Origin of the sequence: Streptomyces sp. SLBN-31, from assembly GCF_006715395.1 — a bacterium.
Classification (GTDB): domain Bacteria; phylum Actinomycetota; class Actinomycetes; order Streptomycetales; family Streptomycetaceae; genus Streptomyces.
Window position 1 is genome coordinate 2,606,435 of record NZ_VFNC01000002.1, and the last position, 16,816, is coordinate 2,623,250.

The 16,816-nt window shown below is 71.4% G+C and carries 15 protein-coding genes and 1 pseudogene; 10 read left to right on the forward strand and 6 right to left on the reverse strand.

The window, feature by feature from the left end; genetic code table 11:
- Positions 1-105 precede the first annotated feature (105 nt).
- From FBY22_RS31990 to FBY22_RS32005, 4 genes are read left to right on the forward strand one after another with little or no spacing between them, the layout of a single operon-like run.
- Positions 106-498 carry an SseB family protein gene (locus FBY22_RS31990; RefSeq protein WP_260845219.1) on the forward strand — a complete coding sequence of 131 codons (393 nt, stop codon included), beginning with the start codon at positions 106-108 and terminating at the stop codon, positions 496-498.
- A complete protein-coding gene (locus tag FBY22_RS31995) occupies positions 495-1,103 on the forward strand; it encodes a hypothetical protein (protein WP_142151460.1) in 609 nt (202 codons plus the stop codon). The genes FBY22_RS31990 and FBY22_RS31995 overlap by 4 nt, the downstream gene beginning before the upstream one ends.
- Positions 1,103-5,839, forward strand: coding sequence for a putative T7SS-secreted protein (locus FBY22_RS32000; protein WP_142151461.1), 4,737 nt, complete (start codon positions 1,103-1,105; stop codon positions 5,837-5,839). The genes FBY22_RS31995 and FBY22_RS32000 overlap by 1 nt, the downstream gene beginning before the upstream one ends.
- A gap of 3 nt (positions 5,840-5,842) precedes the next feature.
- Positions 5,843-6,265, forward strand: a complete 423-nt coding sequence (locus FBY22_RS32005) for a hypothetical protein (RefSeq protein ID WP_142151462.1) — start codon at positions 5,843-5,845, stop codon at positions 6,263-6,265.
- 71 nt (positions 6,266-6,336) lie between these two features.
- Here the strand turns inward: FBY22_RS32005 and FBY22_RS32010 are convergent, their stop codons facing one another.
- From FBY22_RS32010 to FBY22_RS32025, 4 genes are all read right to left on the reverse strand, one after another.
- Positions 6,337-7,023, reverse strand: coding sequence for a response regulator transcription factor (locus FBY22_RS32010; protein WP_142151463.1), 687 nt, complete (start codon positions 7,021-7,023; stop codon positions 6,337-6,339).
- Positions 7,020-8,240 carry a sensor histidine kinase gene (locus FBY22_RS32015; protein WP_142151464.1) on the reverse strand — a complete coding sequence of 407 codons (1,221 nt, stop codon included), beginning with the start codon at positions 8,238-8,240 and terminating at the stop codon, positions 7,020-7,022. Before FBY22_RS32015 ends, FBY22_RS32010 begins: the two co-directional genes overlap by 4 nt.
- Positions 8,241-8,378: 138 nt before the next feature.
- Complete coding sequence (locus FBY22_RS32020; protein ID WP_142152582.1) at positions 8,379-8,657, reverse strand: PspA-associated protein PspAA; 279 nt, start codon at positions 8,655-8,657, stop codon at positions 8,379-8,381.
- Between the two features lie 31 nt (positions 8,658-8,688).
- The gene (locus tag FBY22_RS32025) at positions 8,689-9,453 is read right to left on the reverse strand and encodes a PspA/IM30 family protein (RefSeq protein ID WP_399212570.1); all 765 of its coding nucleotides are present in this window, start codon (positions 9,451-9,453) and stop codon (positions 8,689-8,691) included.
- 218 nt (positions 9,454-9,671) lie between these two features.
- Here FBY22_RS32025 and FBY22_RS32030 point away from each other — a divergent pair, with 218 nt between their 5' ends.
- From FBY22_RS32030 to FBY22_RS32040, 3 genes and pseudogenes are all read left to right on the forward strand, one after another.
- Entirely contained in the window at positions 9,672-10,343 is a 672-nt protein-coding gene (locus tag FBY22_RS32030) for a DUF3043 domain-containing protein (protein ID WP_142151466.1), read from the forward strand.
- A gap of 83 nt (positions 10,344-10,426) precedes the next feature.
- Positions 10,427-11,128: a bifunctional 2-polyprenyl-6-hydroxyphenol methylase/3-demethylubiquinol 3-O-methyltransferase UbiG gene (locus FBY22_RS32035; RefSeq protein WP_142152583.1), complete on the forward strand. Its 702-nt coding sequence runs from the start codon at positions 10,427-10,429 to the stop codon at positions 11,126-11,128.
- Positions 11,125-11,607 (forward strand): annotated as a pseudogene (locus tag FBY22_RS32040) (S1C family serine protease); the annotation flags it as partial. The gene FBY22_RS32035 and the pseudogene FBY22_RS32040, both read left to right, overlap by 4 nt.
- Positions 11,608-11,659: 52 nt before the next feature.
- On the opposite strand, the gene FBY22_RS32045 reads toward FBY22_RS32040, so the two are convergent.
- Positions 11,660-11,872 carry a hypothetical protein gene (locus tag FBY22_RS32045; RefSeq protein ID WP_142151467.1) on the reverse strand — a complete coding sequence of 71 codons (213 nt, stop codon included), beginning with the start codon at positions 11,870-11,872 and terminating at the stop codon, positions 11,660-11,662.
- Between the two features lie 112 nt (positions 11,873-11,984).
- On the opposite strand from FBY22_RS32045, the gene FBY22_RS32050 reads away from it, so the two are divergent.
- On the forward strand, positions 11,985-13,187 hold the full coding sequence (locus tag FBY22_RS32050) for a bifunctional adenosylcobinamide kinase/adenosylcobinamide-phosphate guanylyltransferase (protein WP_174267311.1): 1,203 nt from the start codon (positions 11,985-11,987) through the stop codon (positions 13,185-13,187).
- A gap of 23 nt (positions 13,188-13,210) precedes the next feature.
- Here FBY22_RS32050 and FBY22_RS32055 read toward each other — a convergent pair whose 3' ends face one another.
- The gene (locus tag FBY22_RS32055) at positions 13,211-13,735 is read right to left on the reverse strand and encodes a methyltransferase domain-containing protein (protein ID WP_313905470.1); all 525 of its coding nucleotides are present in this window, start codon (positions 13,733-13,735) and stop codon (positions 13,211-13,213) included.
- Between the two features lie 148 nt (positions 13,736-13,883).
- Between FBY22_RS32055 and cobT the strand changes: the two genes are divergently transcribed.
- Both cobT and FBY22_RS32065 read left to right on the forward strand, forming a co-directional pair.
- The gene (gene cobT / locus FBY22_RS32060; protein WP_142151469.1) at positions 13,884-14,963 is read left to right on the forward strand and encodes a nicotinate-nucleotide--dimethylbenzimidazole phosphoribosyltransferase; all 1,080 of its coding nucleotides are present in this window, start codon (positions 13,884-13,886) and stop codon (positions 14,961-14,963) included.
- Between the two features lie 112 nt (positions 14,964-15,075).
- Positions 15,076-16,812 (forward strand): phosphatidylglycerol lysyltransferase domain-containing protein, encoded by a 1,737-nt coding sequence (locus FBY22_RS32065; protein WP_142151470.1) that lies wholly within the window; start codon positions 15,076-15,078, stop codon positions 16,810-16,812.
- The last annotated feature ends 4 nt before the right edge of the window (positions 16,813-16,816 follow it).

A 16,816-nucleotide genomic window follows, 5' to 3' on the forward strand; every position in this document is an offset into this window, starting at 1 on the left:
GCCGTCCTTGTCCGAAACGCGAAGGCCGGGCATCTCCTGGACCCGACCCACTGGCAGAATCGATCATTCTGGCGATGACCGACTGGCTGTACTACGGGGGCTGAAGTGGAAGCCGACGAACTGCGACCGCGGCCGGCGGATCCGGCGACGCCCCGGCCCGGGGACCTGCGGCGGGCCGTAGGGCGGTTCCGGCGCAGTGAGGTGCTCGTTCCGGTCGTGGACGACTCGGTGCTGTCGGTCGAAGCCGGCGGAATCCGCTGGCTGTTCGCGTTCACCGACGACGCGGCCCTGGAGCGTTTCGCGCGGGCGCGCGGTGAGGCGGTGCCCGAGCGAGTGCCGGTGTTCGGGGCGCGGTTGCTGGATCAGGTGATCCCGCGGGTGGGCGGGCCGGCCGGGATCGCGGTGGACGCGGGCAGCCCGGCGGGGATGGTGCTGCCGCCGGTGCGAGGAATCGTTCCGGACGAGGTGGCCGTGGACGCCGCGGAGGTGACGGCGTGAGCGAGGGCGGCGGCTACCAGGTCGATCCGGAGGCGCTTCAGCGGATCACCAAGGGCATCGACCAGGCGATGGACGAACTGAAGACGCAGGGCTTCGACGTCGAGGCGAATCTCGGGCGCGGCTTCGACGACTTGGAGCTGGACGGTCTGGAAGTGGGGGACGGCAGTCTGCGGCAGGTGTTTGCGGACTTCTGCGAACGATGGAGCTGGGGCGTGCGGTCGCTGATGCAGGACGCCAACGACTTCGCGTACGGCCTGGGCCTGTCGGCGGGGCTCTACCACGACCAGGAGCAGTACGTCTCCGGCCTCCTGAAGAACGTGTGGACGGCTGCCGCGGGCAATCCGAACCTGACCGAGGAGCAGGCCCGACAGCGTTCCTGGTCCCAGACGTTCGAGGACAACAACTACTCCGACGCCGCGAACGCGGACTACAGCATGGGGTCCTTCGTCGAGGGCGACCGGGAGGTGGCGGCGGCCTGGGCGCAGACGGGGAAGGACCTGGACACCTCGACGGTGACACCGGACGCCCTGTTCGATCCGCGCACCGAATGGCAGTGGGGCGGGCCGCCTCCGGCCGGCCCGGAGTCCGGCGAGGGTGAGGGCTGATGGGCATCGGGGGGTTCGTCGACGATCTCGGAGACGGTCTGGAGAGCGCCGCCGGCAGTGTGAAGCGGGGCGTCGGCGAGGCCGTCAACTGGGGCTCGGACCAGGCGGCGGACGGCCTGTCGGCCCTCGGCGCGGACGGCATGGCCGAAGGGGTGCGCGACTTCGGCGAGGGCGTGAACAACCGGCTGGGCGGCGAGGTCGCCGAGCGGCGCCTGGGCGAGACCGAGGATCCCAAGGAGCTGGTCCACGGCAGTCCGGCGGCGCTGGAGGAGCGGGCCGGTCATCTGGGGAAGTTCTCCCGGGCGTTCGAGAACGTCGGGCAGGGGCTGCGGTCCCTGGACGCCGGCAGCTGGCGTGGCCAGGCCGCGGACGCCTTCCGCGCGAAGTTCGAGCCGCACCCCAAGCAGTGGCTGACGGCGGCCGACGCATGCGAGACAGCGGCCAAGGCCCTGGAGGCATACGCGAGCACGGTGCGCTGGGCCCAGCAGCAGGCGCAGCTGGCGATCGACGCCTGGCGGGATGCGCAGAGGCTCAGCAAGCAGGCGGCGGACGCGTACAACGCCGAGGTGAGGGCGTACAACCAGGCGGCCGAGCAGTACAACGCGAAGGCGCTCAACGGGCAGGGCCCCGGGCAGAGGCCGACCGAGCCGGGCGAGTTCGACGACCCCGGAGCGGCGGGCCGCTCGACGGCCGAGAGCATCCTGGCGGAGGCCCGCCGTCAGCGCACCGACGCGGCACGCGACGCGCAGCGGCTGGTCGCGGCCGCTCTGGAACAGGCCCCGGCGAGGCCGGAGTTCACCGACCGGATGGGCGCCGACGCCAAGGACGCCCTGGCCGGCACCGAACTCAACATGCTGCACAGCATGGGAGGTCTCGTCAGGGGCGGCGTGGACGCGGTGAAGCTGGCCCGCTCGGTCAACCCCATGGACCCCTACAACGTCACCCACCCGGCCCAGTTCATGGCGAACAGCAACATGCTGCTGGCCGGCCTGGTGGGCACCGCCGCCCACCCCGAGCGCCTGCCGAAGGCGATCCTGGGCAGCGGCTGGAGCAGCGATCCGGCCGACGCGGGCGGGTACCTGATCTCCAACCTGGTCGGCGGCAAGGGTGCCGGTGGGTTGGAGAGGGGCGCGATCGGGGCCGGCAGCCGAGCGGCCGCGAGGGACGCCATGACGGCGACGGCACGGCGGAGCGTGAGCGAGCGGCTCGCGGACACCGCCCGGAGCATCAAGTGCAAGGTGTTCGGCGGCGACCCCGTCGACATGGCAACCGGCCGTGTGTCGCTGCCCCAGACGGACGTGACGCTCCCCGCCAAGCTGCCTCTGCTGTTCACCCGGCAGTTCGAGTCGTCGTACCGGGCGGGCCGCTGGTTCGGCCCGGCGTGGACCTCGACGGCCGACCAGCGGCTGGAGATCGACGCCGAGGGCGTCGTCTTCGTCCGCGAGGACGGCTCGCTGCTCGCCTACCCGCATCCGGCTCCGGGTGTTCCGGTCCTGCCCCTGGCCGGCGACGGCCACCCGCTGACGGTCGACACCTGGGGCGACTACACCGTCGACGACCCGGCCTCGGGCCGCACTTGGTTCTTCGCCGCACCGGGTGGCGACGGTGACGGCATCGCGCTCCTGGCCCAGATCTCCGACCGGTCGGGCCAGTGGCTCTCCTTCGAGTACGACGACCGGGCCGCCCCGACCGCGATCGTCCACTCGGCCGGCTACCGCCTCGGCATCGAGCACGCCGGGAACCGCATCACCGCTCTGCGCCTGGCGGACCGCGGCCAGGACATCGAGTTGGTCCGCTTCGGCTACGACGCTCACGGCCACCTCGCCACGGTCACGAACTCCTCCGGCATCCCGACCCGGTTCACGAACGACGCCATGGGCCGGATCACCGCCTGGACGGACACCAACGACTCGTCGTACACGTACGTCTACGACGACCAGGACCGCTGCGTCTCCCAGTCGGGCGAGGCCGGCCACCTGCGCAACACCTTCGCCTACGGCGACCCCGGTCCGGACACCGGTGACCGAACCGTCTCGGTCACCAACTCCCTCGGGCAGACCACGCGTTACCAGGTCAACCGTGACCTGCAGGTGGTGGCGGTGACGGCCCCGGACGGCGCCGTCACCCGCACCACGTACGACCGGCACGACCGCCCGCTGACCGAGACGGACCCACTGGGCCGGACGGTGAGCCACGCCTACGACGACGCCGGCCGTGTGGTGATGGCCGTACGCCCGGACGGCGCTTACACCAGCGTCGGCTACGACGATCGCGGCCTGCCCGTCTCGATCCGCGGCGCCGACGGGACGTACACCAGCCAGCGGTTCGACGAGTTCGGCAACCGCATCGCGGTGACGGACACCTCCGGTGCGACGACCCGCTTCGCCTACGACGCCCTGGGCAACCTCGCGGCGATCACGGACGCGCTGGGCGCGACCACCACGGTCCGCTGCAACGCCGCGGGCCTGCCGCTTGAGGTCACGGACCCGCTGGGCGCGGTCACCCGCTACGCACGCGACGCCTTCGGCCGCCCGACGACGATCACCGACCCGCTCGGAGCCGCCACCCGGCTGGTGTGGACGGTCGAGGGCCGGCTGTCCCGCCGTACCGCCCCGGACGGCACGACGGAGGCGTGGACGTACGACGGCGAGGGCAACTGCACCAGCCACACCGACCCGTTGGGCGCGGTCACCCGGTACGAGTACACGCACTTCGACCTGATGTCGGCCCGCACGGGCCCGGACGGCGTGCGGTACGAGTTCGACCACGACACGGAACTGCGCCTGACGAAGGTCAGCAATCCGCAGGGTCTGACGTGGAGTTACGAGTACGACCGGGCCGGCCGGCTGGTCGCGGAGACGGACTTCGACGACCGTGCGGTGACGTACGCCCATGACGCGGCGGGCCAGTTGACCGCCACCACGACGGCTTCCGGCGAGGTCCTCCGCTTCGAGCGGGACGTGCTGGGCCGTGTGGTGCGCAAGGACGCGGCGGGCACGGTCACGACGTACGCGTACGACATGACGGGCGGCCTGGCCCGGGCGGCCAACCCGGACGCGGTCCTGGAACTCCGGCGGGACGCATCGGGACGCCTGATCTCCGAGACGGTCGACGGCCGCACCGTCACCCACGCCTACGACGTTCTGGGCCGCCGCACGAGCCGGACGACGCCGACCGGGGCGAGGAGCGTGTGGTCGTACGACGCGGCGGGCAACCGCACCGCGCTGACCACCGCCGGCCAGACCCTGACCTTCACCCATGACGCGGCCGGCCGCGAAGTGACCCGGCACATCGGCGAACTGGCCACCCTGGAGCACACCTTCGACCCGCTGGGCCGCCTGACGAAACAGGAACTCACCGGCCCGGCCGACCGGCGCCTGCAGCACCGCGCCTACACCTACCGGGCCGACGGCCACCTGATCGGCGTCGACGACGACCTGAACGGCAGCCGCCGTTTCACCCTGGACGCGGCCGGCCGGGTCACGGCGGTCCGGGCGGCCGACTGGACGGAGTCCTACGCCTACGACGCCGCGGGCAACCAGACCCACGCGACCTGGCCGGCCTCCATGCCGGGCCAGGAGGCCACGGGCGAGCGCGCCTACACGGGCACGCGCATCACCCGCGCGGGGAGCGTCCGCTACGAACACGACGCCGCGGGGCGCGTCACTCTGCGCCGGAAGACGCGCCTGTCCCGCAAGCCGGACACGTGGCGCTACACCTGGGACGCCGAGGACCGCCTCACCTCGGTGATCACCCCGGACGGCACGACCTGGCGCTACCGCTACGACCCCCTCGGCCGCCGCACGGCCAAACAACGCGTGGCCGCGGACGGCGAGACGGTCCTGGAACAGGTGGACTTCACCTGGGACGGCACCACACTGGCCGAACAGGCCACGCATGTCCCGGGCACCACCGAGCCCGCCTCGACTCTCACCTGGGACCACGACGGCCTCCGTCCCCTGACGCAGACCGAACGCAATTTCCTCCCGGACGCGCCCCAGGAGGAGATCGACTCCCGCTTCTACGCGATCGTCACCGACCTGATCGGCACCCCCACGGAACTGGTCGACGAGGCCGGCGCGATCGCCGGGCACGCCCGGACCACCCTCTGGGGCACGACGACCTGGCACAACACACCCACCCCCCTCCGCTTCCCGGGCCAGTACGCCGACCCAGAAACAGGCCTCCACTACAACTACTTCCGCCACTACGACCCAGAATCAGCCCGCTACCTCACACAGGACCCGCTGGGACTGGCGCCCAGCCCAAACCCGGCTTCCTATGTACCCAACCCGCACATCCGATCCGATTCGCTCGGCCTTGCTCCAAATTGCCCGCTTGGCAGTAATGCTCGGGGACCCTTCGACTTCAGAGAGCCGAACCCCAATTTCCCTCCAAACGAAAAAGCGGCCGAAGTCATGCGGTCAGCTCCGACCGGCGGAAATATCGACTGTTCAGAGGTAGCCGAATACATCCTGCGACGAACGGGCGGGCAAGGGAAAATTATAAATTTCACCCTACACGACGACCCAATTATCAACATTCCTGAAAGTTCAGGCCAAGTTGTGACGGAATACCGCTACCACGACGTCTACACAGACGGCCGATACGTGTACGATCCGGTAATGGCATCAGACCCGATTCCGTACGGTGACTTCGAGCGAGCCATTCGACTGTTGAACCCGGGCAAGAAGCTCCTCGTCCACGACGGTGGGTACTCAGGTCCGCTCTGGTGATACGTGGAGGATCTCGCCGTGTCGGCACGCAGTGAGCAGGCAATCCAGGCACTCCTCAGGTTCGGGGATCTCGCCTGGTTCTCCTTGCCTGCGGAGACTCATCCTGTGCACGGATATCGTCAGGTGCCATACATGGGGTTCAGATACAAGTCGCCACGGGAAAAGGTTGCACGGCTCATAGAAGAGGTCACGAGGGATTGGCGGACCGAAGTCGCGTGGACGCTCGACAGGACCAGGAGAAATTGGGTCCTGGTGCCGTCCCGCATCCTGAGCGAAGCGCAAGGGCTTGACAATCCCGCGTTCGCCGACGTCGTCCACTCCGTCAACGTGCAGGATCCGCTGTTCTGCGCCAAAGCGCTGTCGGATCTCGAGCTGATCATCCAGCGCCTGCAAGAAGTCCCCGTTCCTGAGGATCTTTCGGATTAGGAGCGAGCGCGGAACTGTGCGCTCACCGCTTCTGATCGGCCATACGCCCGCGAAGGGCACCGCCTTCTGGCTCAGCCTTCCGCCCTCGGGCGTACCAGGCCCGACTCGTAGGCGATGACGACCAGTTGGGCTCTGTCGCGGGCGCCCAGTTTGGACATGGCTCTGTTGACGTGGGTTTTGACCGTCAACGGGCTTACTTCCAGGCGGTCGGCGATCTCGTCGTTGGAGTGGCCGGCGGCGACCTGGACGAGGACCTCGCGTTCGCGGACGGTGAGGGCGTCCAGGCGTTCGGCGCGGGCCGGGTCGTGGTCGTCGTCGCCCGGTTCGCCCTGGGCGAGGAAGCGGGCGATCAGGCCCTTGGTGGCGGCCGGGGAGAGCAGGGCCTCGCCGCCCGCCGCGACGCGGATGGCGGCGAGCAGTTCCTCGGGTTCACTGCCCTTGCCAAGGAACCCGGAGGCCCCGGCGCGCAGCGACTGCACGACGTAGTCGTCGACCTCGAAGGTCGTGAGGATGACGATGCGGACGTGGGCGAGGGAGGGGTCGGTGCTGATCATGCGGGTGGCGGCCAGCCCGTCGGTGCCCGGCATGCGGATGTCCATGAGAACGACGTCGGCGCGCTGCTCCTTCGCCAGCCGTACCGCCTCCGCGCCGTCGGACGCCTCGCCGACGACCTCCATGTCGGGCTCGGAGTCGACGAGCACCCGGAAGGCGCTGCGCAGCAGGGCCTGGTCGTCGGCGAGCAGGACACGGATCGTCATGCACTTCCCCCGGTGGCGGCGGTACGGGTCTTGACCGGCAGGATCGCATGGACGCGGAAGCCGCCGCCGTAGCGGGGGCCGGTGGTGAGGGTGCCGCGCAGGGCGGTGACGCGTTCGCGCATGCCGAGCAGTCCGTGGCCGCCGCCGTCGGCGGGGTCCTGGTCCTCTCCGCTGCCGTTGTCGAGGACCGTGATCTCGATGTTCGGGCCCACGCGGACCACGCTGACCTCGGCCTTCGCCTCGCCACCCGCGTGCTTGCGGACGTTGGTGAGGGCTTCCTGGATGACGCGGTAGGCGGCGAGGTCGACGGCCGCGGGAAGGGTGGTGCCGTGGTCGGCGCGGGCGACCTCGACGTGCAGCCCCGCGCTGCGGAAGGTGCCGACGAGTTCGTCGAGGCGGTCCAGGCCCGGGGCCGGTTCGGTGGGGGCCTCGGGGTCGCCGGACTGCCGCAGCAGGCCGACGGTGGCGCGGAGTTCGTTGAGCGCGGAGCGGCTCGCCTCGCGTACGTGGGCCAGGGCCTCCTTGGCCTGGTCGGGCCGTTTGTCCATGACGTGCGCGGCGACGCCCGCCTGGACGTTGACCAGGGCGATGTGGTGGGCGACGACGTCGTGCAGGTCGCGGGCGATACGGAGGCGTTCCTCGGCGACCCGGCGGCGGGCCTCCTCCTCGCGGGTGCGTTCGGCCCGCTCGGCGCGGTCGCGGATGGCCTGGACGACGGCTCTGCGGCTGCGTACGGCGTCGCCGGCGGTCGCGCCGATGCCGGTCCAGGCGAAGATCGCGAGGTTCTCCTGGGCGTACCAGGGCAGCGGGCCGCCGAGCATCGCGGCGCCGGTCAGGACGGTCATGGTGAGCAGGCCCAGGCGCCAGGTGGTGGGGCGGTCGGTGGTGGAGGCGACGGTGTACAGGGCGATGACCGCGGACATGGCGACGGGGGCGCGGGGGTCGTCGACGACGCACTCGATCACGGAGACGGTGCCCGTGAGGGCGAGGACCGTCCTGGGGGCGCGGCGGCGGAAGACCAGGGCGAGGGCGCCGAGGGTCATCAGGACCAGGGCGAGCGGGTCGGGGGTGCGCACGCCCCAGGTGACGCCGTTCTCGCCGTGCGGGTCGACGAAGGAGCCGACGACCATGCAGGCCAGTACGCCGGCCGCGAGGGCCGCGTCCAGCGCGAGGGGGTGCGCCGCCAGCCGGCATCGGGTTCGTTCCAGGGTGCCCACGTCTTGAACAGTACGGGTGCGTGCTCTGGGCCGGAACCGAAGGTGGCCGTAGCTCCGGGGGGCCTGCGGCCCCAGGCCCCCGCTGTCGGTTCTTCGGGCCTCGTCCTCGAACGCCGGACGGTCTGAGTCGGGGAACCCTCAGCCGGGAATCAACCCGTCGTCGCTCAGCAACTCCCGCACTTCCTCCAGCGTCGCGTCCGGGGAAGGGAGGATCAGTTCGGAGGGTTCCAGGGAGTCGTCGGGCAGGGGGGTGCCCAGCTCCCTGACCTTGGACAGCAGAGCCTGCAGGGTGGCGCGGAAGCCCGGGCCGTCGCCGTTCTGCATTTCCCGCAGGAGTTCGTCGTCCAGTTTGTCGAGCTCGGTGAGGTGGCTGTCCGCCAGCCTCACCTGGCCCTCCCCCATGATCCGTACGACCATGTCGCCCATGTAGGCCTCCTGGATGTGGCCCCTACTGCTTGTCGAAGCGCGGGGTGTCCTGCGGCTGCTGCTGGGACTGCGGCTGGCCCGTGCCGCCCTCGATCGCCTGCTGGGGCGAACCTCCGGCGAGCTCGGCCTTCATGCGCTGCAGTTCCAGCTCTACATCCGTACCACCGGAGATCCGGTCCAGCTCGGCGGCGATGTCGTCCTTGTGCATCCCGGACTGGTCGTCCAGTGCGCCGGAGGCGAGGAGTTCGTCGATGGCGCCGGCGCGTGCCTGGAGCTGTGCCGTCTTGTCCTCGGCGCGCTGGATGGCCAGGCCGACGTCGCCCATCTCCTCCGAGATGCCGGAGAAGGCCTCGCCGATGCGGGTCTGGGCCTGGGCGGCCGTGTAGGTGGCCTTGATGGTCTCCTTCTTCGTACGGAAGGCGTCGACCTTGGCCTGCAGCCGCTGGGCCGCCAGAGTGAGCTTCTCCTCCTCGCCCTGGAGCGTCGCGTGCTGCGTCTCCAGGTCCGTCACCTGCTGCTGGAGGGCGGCCTTGCGGGACAGCGCCTCGCGGGCCAGGTCCTCACGGCCCAGCGCGAGCGCCTTGCGGCCCTGGTCCTCCAGCTTGGACGACTGCTGCTGCAGCTGGTTCAGCTGGAGTTCGAGGCGCTTGCGGGAGGTCGCCACGTCGGCGACGCCACGGCGGACCTTCTGAAGCAGCTCCAGCTGCTTCTGGTACGAGTAATCGAGGGTTTCGCGCGGGTCCTCGGCCCGGTCAAGGGCCTTGTTCGCCTTCGCGCGGAAGATCATCCCCATACGCTTCATGACACCGCTCATGGGCTTCGCGCGCCCCCTTCTGACGGACTTCCAGCTCCAGCTCTGCGACAGAACCCACAGTACGGGCCCTGCATCCATTGACGCACTGTTCGGGGACGGATGCGCTCATCCCCAAGGACGACTGCTTCCCCTCCCGCTCCGGCGTAGGGAGTAGGTGTCCCCCTGGGGAAACTGCCCCCTCTGTCCCTTACATGACGACTGGTGTTGCCGGATCGTTCCCCACGGGGCTGGGGTCCAACCCCGGGCACCCCGTACCCTTGGGTTTTGTGTTCCGTAGCCGCGCCAAGGAAGAGAAGGCCCCCGCCGACAAGGTGGGCTTGACCGACTCCAAGCAGACCCGTGATCCGCAGGCCCCGAAGGGCCGCCCCACGCCCAAGCGCAGTGAGGCCCAGTCCCAGCGCCGCAGCGTGGCCAACACGTCGACGTCGCGCAAGGACGCCACCAAGCGCCAGCGCGAGGACCGTCGTGCCGCGCTGGAGCGGCAGCGCCAGGCGCTGGCCGGCGGCGACGAGCGGTACCTGCCGGCCCGTGACAAGGGCCCGGTCCGCAAGTTCGCGCGCGACTGGATCGACTCGCGGTTCAACGTGGCGGAGTTCTTCCTGCCCATGGCCGTGGTCATCCTCGTGCTGAGCGTGGTGCGGGTTGCCTCGCTGCAGAACATCGCGCTGCTGCTGTGGCTGGTCGTGATCGTGCTCATCGTGCTCGACTCCTTCGTCAGCGGCTTCCGGCTGCGCAAGGCGCTCGGCGAGCGGTTCCCGGACCACAACCGCAGGGGCGCCGTCGCCTACGGCCTCATGCGCTCCCTGCAGATGCGCCGGCTCCGGCTGCCCAAGCCGCAGGTCAAGCGCGGAGAGCGGCCCTGAGCACGGAGGCGTTCACCGGCGGTGCGGCGGATGCCTGGCTGAGCAGGCTGGGCGGGCTGCGTGACGTGGTACGGCAGGAGCTGGTGGCCCGGCAGCTCGACGAGCAGATAGCCGGGCGGTTCCCGGTCGGGCAGCGGCTGCGGGTGCTCGACGTCGGGATGGGCCAGGGCACCCAGGCGCTGCGGCTGGCCCGGGCCGGGCACCAGGTGACCGGTCTGGAGCAGGACCCCACGATGGTCGCCGCCGCCCGTGCGGCGCTGGCCGCCGAGCCGGAGGGCATCCGGGAACGGGTGCGGATCATCGAGGGTGACGGCCGGGACACCGGGGTGCACTTCCTGCCGGGCAGCTTCGACGTGGTGCTGTGCCACGGCGTGCTCATGTACGTGGAGGAGCCGGACGCGCTGCTGGCGGGGGTGGCGCGGATGCTGGCCCACGGCGGACTGCTGTCGCTGCTCGTGCGCAACGGCGACGCGCTGGCGATGCGGCCGGGGCTGTACGGCGACTGGGGCGGGGCGCTGGCCGCCTTCGACACCGTGGCGTACCGCAACCGGCTGGGGCTGGATGTGCGGGCCGACCGGCTTCAGACCCTGACCGCGACGCTCGCCGGGATCGGGGCGCCGCTGCACACCTGGTACGGGGTGCGGGTGTTCACCGACACGGCGGCGGACGACGCGGAAGCGCCGGCGGACCTGGAGACGCTGCTGGCGGTGGAGGAGCGGGCCGGCCGGACGGACCCCTATCGCCGGGTGGCGGCGCTGCTGCACCTGTGCGGAGTGCGTGACTGAACGCGTCCGCGGCCATCAACCCCGGCAACAGCGGCGGCGCACTGGTGGACCTGAACAGCAAGGTCATCGGCATCCCGACGCTGGCCGCGGTCGACCCGAGCTTCGGCAACAGCGCGGCGCCCGGCATCGGGTTCGCCATCCCCGCCTCGATGGTGAAGACGGTCGCCGACCAGATCATCGAGAGCGGCAAGGTCACCGACTCGGGCCGGGCCGCGCTCGGCATCACGGGCCGAACGGTCGTGAACGACGATCTGCAGCCCGCGGGGGTCGCCGTGGTCGACGTGAAGAGCGGTGGGGCGGCCGACAAGGCCGGGATCGAGCCGGGCGACGTCATCACCCGGTTCGGTGACACGGACATCACCACCATCGCGTCCCTGACCGAGGCGCTGGCGGCACAGAAACCGGGCGACAGGACGTCGGTGACCTTCACCCGGAACGGAAGTGAGAAGAAGGCCGACGTGACCCTGGGCGAGCAGTGACGGCAGGGGGCGGCCGTCGGCGAGGAGCGGGCCGCCCCCTGCCCGCGGAGGCCTAGGCCTCCGCGGAGTGCAGGCTCATCGGGCCGTAGATCTCCGTCGAGTCCTCGAACAGCCGGACCTGGTCCGCGCCGCCCTCCAGGAGCGCCTTCCAGTGCTCCCCGATCCAGGACTCGGCGTCTCCCTGCGTGGTGAACTCCTCGGGCTGCACCGCGGGCTGGACCTCCCCGCCGTCGGCCTTCTCGAACCGCCACGTCCATGCCACCATGTACGCCTCCGTCTCCGATCACCTGCAAAGCAGGAGCCGGATCTTGGTCCGGCTCCAGCCAGAAGCCTAGTCGGACGGGCAGCACCTGCGCAGACACGCGAAAATCACTTCTGTGGAAGTGACTTTGCTCGGTACCGGCGCCCCCGCGGGACTCCCCCGCCCGAACTGCCCTTGTGCCGCCTGCGCGGTGGCCCTCGGCGAGAACGCGCGGGCGGCCACCGCCGTGCTGGTGGACGGCGCCCTGCTGCTCGACCTGACGCCCGGCGCCGCGTTCGCCGCGGCACGGGCCGGGCATTCGCTCGGCGGGGTACGGCAGGTCCTGCTGTCGCATCCGCACGACGGGCCGCCCGTGGAGGTGCCCGCGGGGCTGCCGCAGCCGGGGCGGGTGCCGGACGGGCGGGAGTCGACGCTGCCGACCGGGCACCGGGTGCGGGCGGTGGCGCTGGACGCGCCGGGGACCGGGTACGCGGTGACCGGGCCGCAGGGGCAGCGGCTGCTGTACCTGCCGCCCGGGGGGTCACCGGCCGGGCTGGAGAACGGGACGGCGGAGTCGTACGACATGGTGCTCGCCGATGTCGTGGGCCGGCCGGACGCGCTGGCCAGGCTGCGCGCGGTCGGCGCCGTCGGGCCGACCACCGACGTCGTGGCCGTGCACCTCGACCACGACGTGCCGCCCGGCGCCGAGTCGGTGCGGCGGCTGGCGGCGGCGGGGGCGCGGGCCGTGCCGGACGGGGCGACGCTGACGGTGGGGGTGTACGAGGACGTGCCCGACGTGCCGCGGCGGACGCTGGTGCTGGGCGGGGCGCGCTCGGGCAAGTCGGTGGAGGCCGAGCGGCGACTGGAGGCCTTCCCGGACGTGCTGTACGTGGCGACCGGCGGGACGCGCGGCGGGGACTCCGAGTGGGCGTCGCGGGTCGCCGCGCACCGGGAGCGGCGGCCGGGTTCGTGGCGTACGGCGGAGACGTGCGACCTGGTGCCGCTGCTGGCCGGGGACGGGGCGCCGTTGCTGATCGACTGTCTGTCGCTGTGGCTGACGGACGCGATGGACTCCGTCGGGGCGTGGGACGACGCGGTGTGGTCGGACGCCGGTGAGCGGGATCTGCGGGAGCGGGTGCGGGAGTTGGTGGAGGCGGTGCGGGGGACCCGGCGGACGGTGGTCGCCGTGTCCAACGAGGTGGGGTCCGGGATCGTGCCCGCCACGGCGTCGGGGCGGCGGTACCGGGACGAGCTCGGGCGGCTGAACGCGGCGTTCGCGGGCGAGTGCGAGCAGGTGGTGCTGGTGGTGGCCGGGCAGGCTGTGGTGCTCCGCGGGTGAGGACCGGCCCTGCGGAGCGGCGTTCAGGGTCTCCCGGAGGGGCGGCGGGCGATCAGGCGGTGGGCGTTGGTGGCGAAGCGGTCCAGGACCAGGCGGGTCGACGCGGCGATCTCGCAGCCGTACGACTCCAGTTCGGCGCGCAGGGCCTCGCTCAGCGGGTGCGGGACCTCCAGGAGGAGCAGGCCCGCGGGGCGCAGGAGGGTGAGGGCCGCGTGGAGTTCCTCGCGGGAGTCGGGGGCGCGGAGCAGGGTGACGACGTCGTAGCGGGAACGCAGGGGCACCGCGACATGAGGGTCCGTCAGGGTGCCGACGTACGCCTCCTCCAGGCGCTCGACCGCGCGGGCCCACAGGACGCGGGGGTCGGGGTCGACGCCGTCGAAGGCGGTGTACGGGAACAGTTCCCGCGCGGTGCCGGGGAAGTGCGCCTCGCCCGTCCCGACGTCCAGCCAGCTCTCCGGTTCGGGGTGCAGGCGGAAGACGGCGCGGGCGGTGGAGCGGTGGCGTCGATGTCGGTCGAGGTCGCTGACGCGGGTACGCAGGCGGTTCACGGCGGCTCCCGAAGACGTGCGGCAATTCCCCATAAAAGGGACACAACAGGGAACGTAGGGGATCCCGTTCCGGGGGGCAACGACGTCGGGGGCTCGTGGTGGCCATGTGGCGCCGTCCTGTTCGAGCGGTGCCGGTACTGTTCGGCGAATGAGCTCGCTTAATCTCGACGACTTCACCGATCTGATCGAGCGCCCCGACGGCGGGGTGCGCCGCGACGCCGAGGCGCGCCGGGAGCGTCAGATCGTGCCGCCCGGGTCGCTGGGCCGCCTCGACGACCTGGGTGAGTGGCTGTCCGCGGCGCAGTCCGCGGTGCCGGTGCGGCCGATCGAACGGCCGCGGGTGGTGCTCTTCGCCGGTGACCACGGGATCGCCGAGCTGGGCGTGTCGGCGCGGCCCGCGGGCGGTGCCGAGCGGCTGGTGCGGGACGTCCTGGAGGGCGGCCGGCCGGTGTCGGTGCTGGCCCGGCGGCTCGGCGTGCCGGTGCGGATCGTCGACATGGCGCTGGACTGCGACCCCAAGTCCCTTCCCGACGAGGTGGTCGGGCACCGGGTGCGGCGCGGCAGCGGACGTATCGACATCGAGGACGCGCTGACCCTGGAGGAGGCCGAGGCGGCCTTCCGCGCGGGGATCGCGGTGGCCGACGAGGAGGCCGACTCCGGTACGGACCTGGTGGTGCTCGGCGACGTGAGCGTCGGCGGGACGACGGTGGCGGGCGTGCTGGTCGCGGCGCTGTGCGGGACCGACGCCTCGGTGGTGACCGGGCGGGGCGGCGAGGCGATCGACGACCTGGCGTGGATGCGCAAGTGCGCCGCGATCCGGGACGCGCTGCGGCGGGCCCGGCCGGTGCTGGGCGACCAGTTGCAGCTGCTGGCGACGGTGGGTGGGGCCGACCTCGCCGCGATCACCGGGTTCCTGCTGCAGAGCGCGGTGCGCAAGCTGCCGGTGATCCTGGACGGGGTCGTGGTGGCCGCGTGCGCGCTGGTGGCGCAGCGGGTCGCGTTCCGGGCGCCGGACTGGTGGCTGGCCGCGCACGACAGCGGGGAGCCGGGACAGGCGAAGGCGCTGGACCGGATGGCCCTGGAGCCGCTGCTGAAGCACGGGGTGACGGTGGGCGAGGGAACGGGCGCGCTGCTGGCACTGCCCCTGGTCCAGGCCGCGGCGGCGCTGGCCGCCGAACTGCCGGAGAAGCCGGAGGGCTTGGAGACGGCGGAGGAAAAGCCGGAGTAGCGGGTTGGGTCCGGCCCGGTTACGAAAGTGGGTTCGGGAGCAGTCGAAAGTTGTGCCGTCGCAGACCAAGGTTGGACGATTGTGGCGGACATCGCCCATATGATCCTCGTCCATGGGAGATGCCCGAATTGCCTCGCGGCGGGCAGCCGCTTTCGCCGTCTGGTACCTGCGGGCCGTCGCGTTCGTCAATTTCCTCAGTGCCGTATGGGTCTCCCTGGGGCAGGACGTGCGGCGGCACAACCAGGAGAACTTCTTCACGCCCTACCTGCTGACCGCCGGCTTCGCCTCCGGTGTCTTCACGGCGTTCCTCGCCATCACCATGCGGCGCCGCAAGCGCGCCGCGTGGATCCTCAACCTGGCGCTGGCCGGGCCGTTCCTGGCGCTGTTCTCGTTCGCCCTGACCTTCGCGGAGATCCGCCAGTACGCCCAGAACTGGATCTCCCTGGCCCTCACCGCCGCCTTCGTGGCCGCGCTGCTGGTGGGGCGCGGGGAGTTCTACGCCAAGGGCGACCGGTCGAACCCGAGGCTCGCCGTCGCCGTGGCCGTGGGCGGCACCCTGGTCGCCTCGCTGCTCGCCGGGCTGCTGGTGACGGTCACCAACCAGGCACCGGACGCGGCGCGTTCGACGTTCCTGGAGCGCTGGCACTACGGCACGTTCCGGCTGATCTCCGTCGCCGTGGACGAGTCCCGCTTCCCCGGCGTCGACGTCCCGAACTGGGTGAACGTCGCCATCAACGTGCTCAGCACGGTCCTCGTCCTCGCCGTGCTCTACGCCGCCTTCCGCTCCCGGCGCGCCGTCGACCCGCTCACCGAGGACGACGAGAAGCGGCTGCGGGAACTGCTCGACCGGCACGGCGAGCGGGACTCGCTCGGGTACTTCGCGCTGCGCCGGGAGAAGAGCGTGGTCTGGTCGCCGAGCGGGAAGGCGGCCGTGGCCTACCGGGTGGTGGGCGGCGTCTCACTGGCCTCCGGGGACCCGATCGGCGATCCCGAGGCGTGGCCCGGCGCCATCGAGCCCTGGCTCGCCGAGGCCCGCGCGCACGGGTGGATCCCGGCGGTGATGGGCGCGAGCGAGGAGGCCGGGTGCGTGTACGCGCGGCACGGGCTGGACGCGCTGGAGCTCGGGGACGAGGCCCTGGTCGAGGTCGCCGACTTCACCCTGGAGGGGCGGGCCATGCGGACGGTGCGGCAGGCCTACAACCGGGTGAAGCGGGCCGGGTACAGCGTCCGCGTCCGGCGGCACGAGGAGATTCCCGCCGACGAGATGACGTACCTGCTCAAGCGGGCCGACGACTGGCGTGACGGGGCGACCGAGCGCGGTTTCAGCATGGCGCTGGGGCGGCTCGGGGACCCCGAGGACGGGCGCTGCGTGATGCTCGAGTGCACCGACGGCGACGGGGAGCTGCGGGCCCTGCTCTCCTTCGTGCCGTGGGGGCCGCACGGGCTCTCCCTGGACCTGATGCGGCGCGACCGGGACTCCGACAACGGGCTGATGGAGTTCATGGTGCTCGAACTCCTGCGCCGCGCCGGGGAGATCGGGGTTACCCAGGTCTCGCTGAACTTCGCGATGTTCCGCTCGGTCTTCGAACGCGGCGCGCGCCTGGGCGCCGGGCCGGTGCTGCGGCTGTGGCGGTCGCTGCTCAGCTTCTTCTCTCGCTGGTGGCAGATCGAGTCGCTGTACCGCGCCAACGCCAAGTACCGGCCGATCTGGGAGCCGCGCTTCCTGCTCTTCGAGAAGAGCGCCGACCTGCTCCGCATCGGTGTCGCGTCGGCACGGGCCGAGGGCTTCCTGGAGGCGCCGGGGCTGCCGAAGTGGATGCATCGCAAACATCTGGAAACACATAGATAAGCAC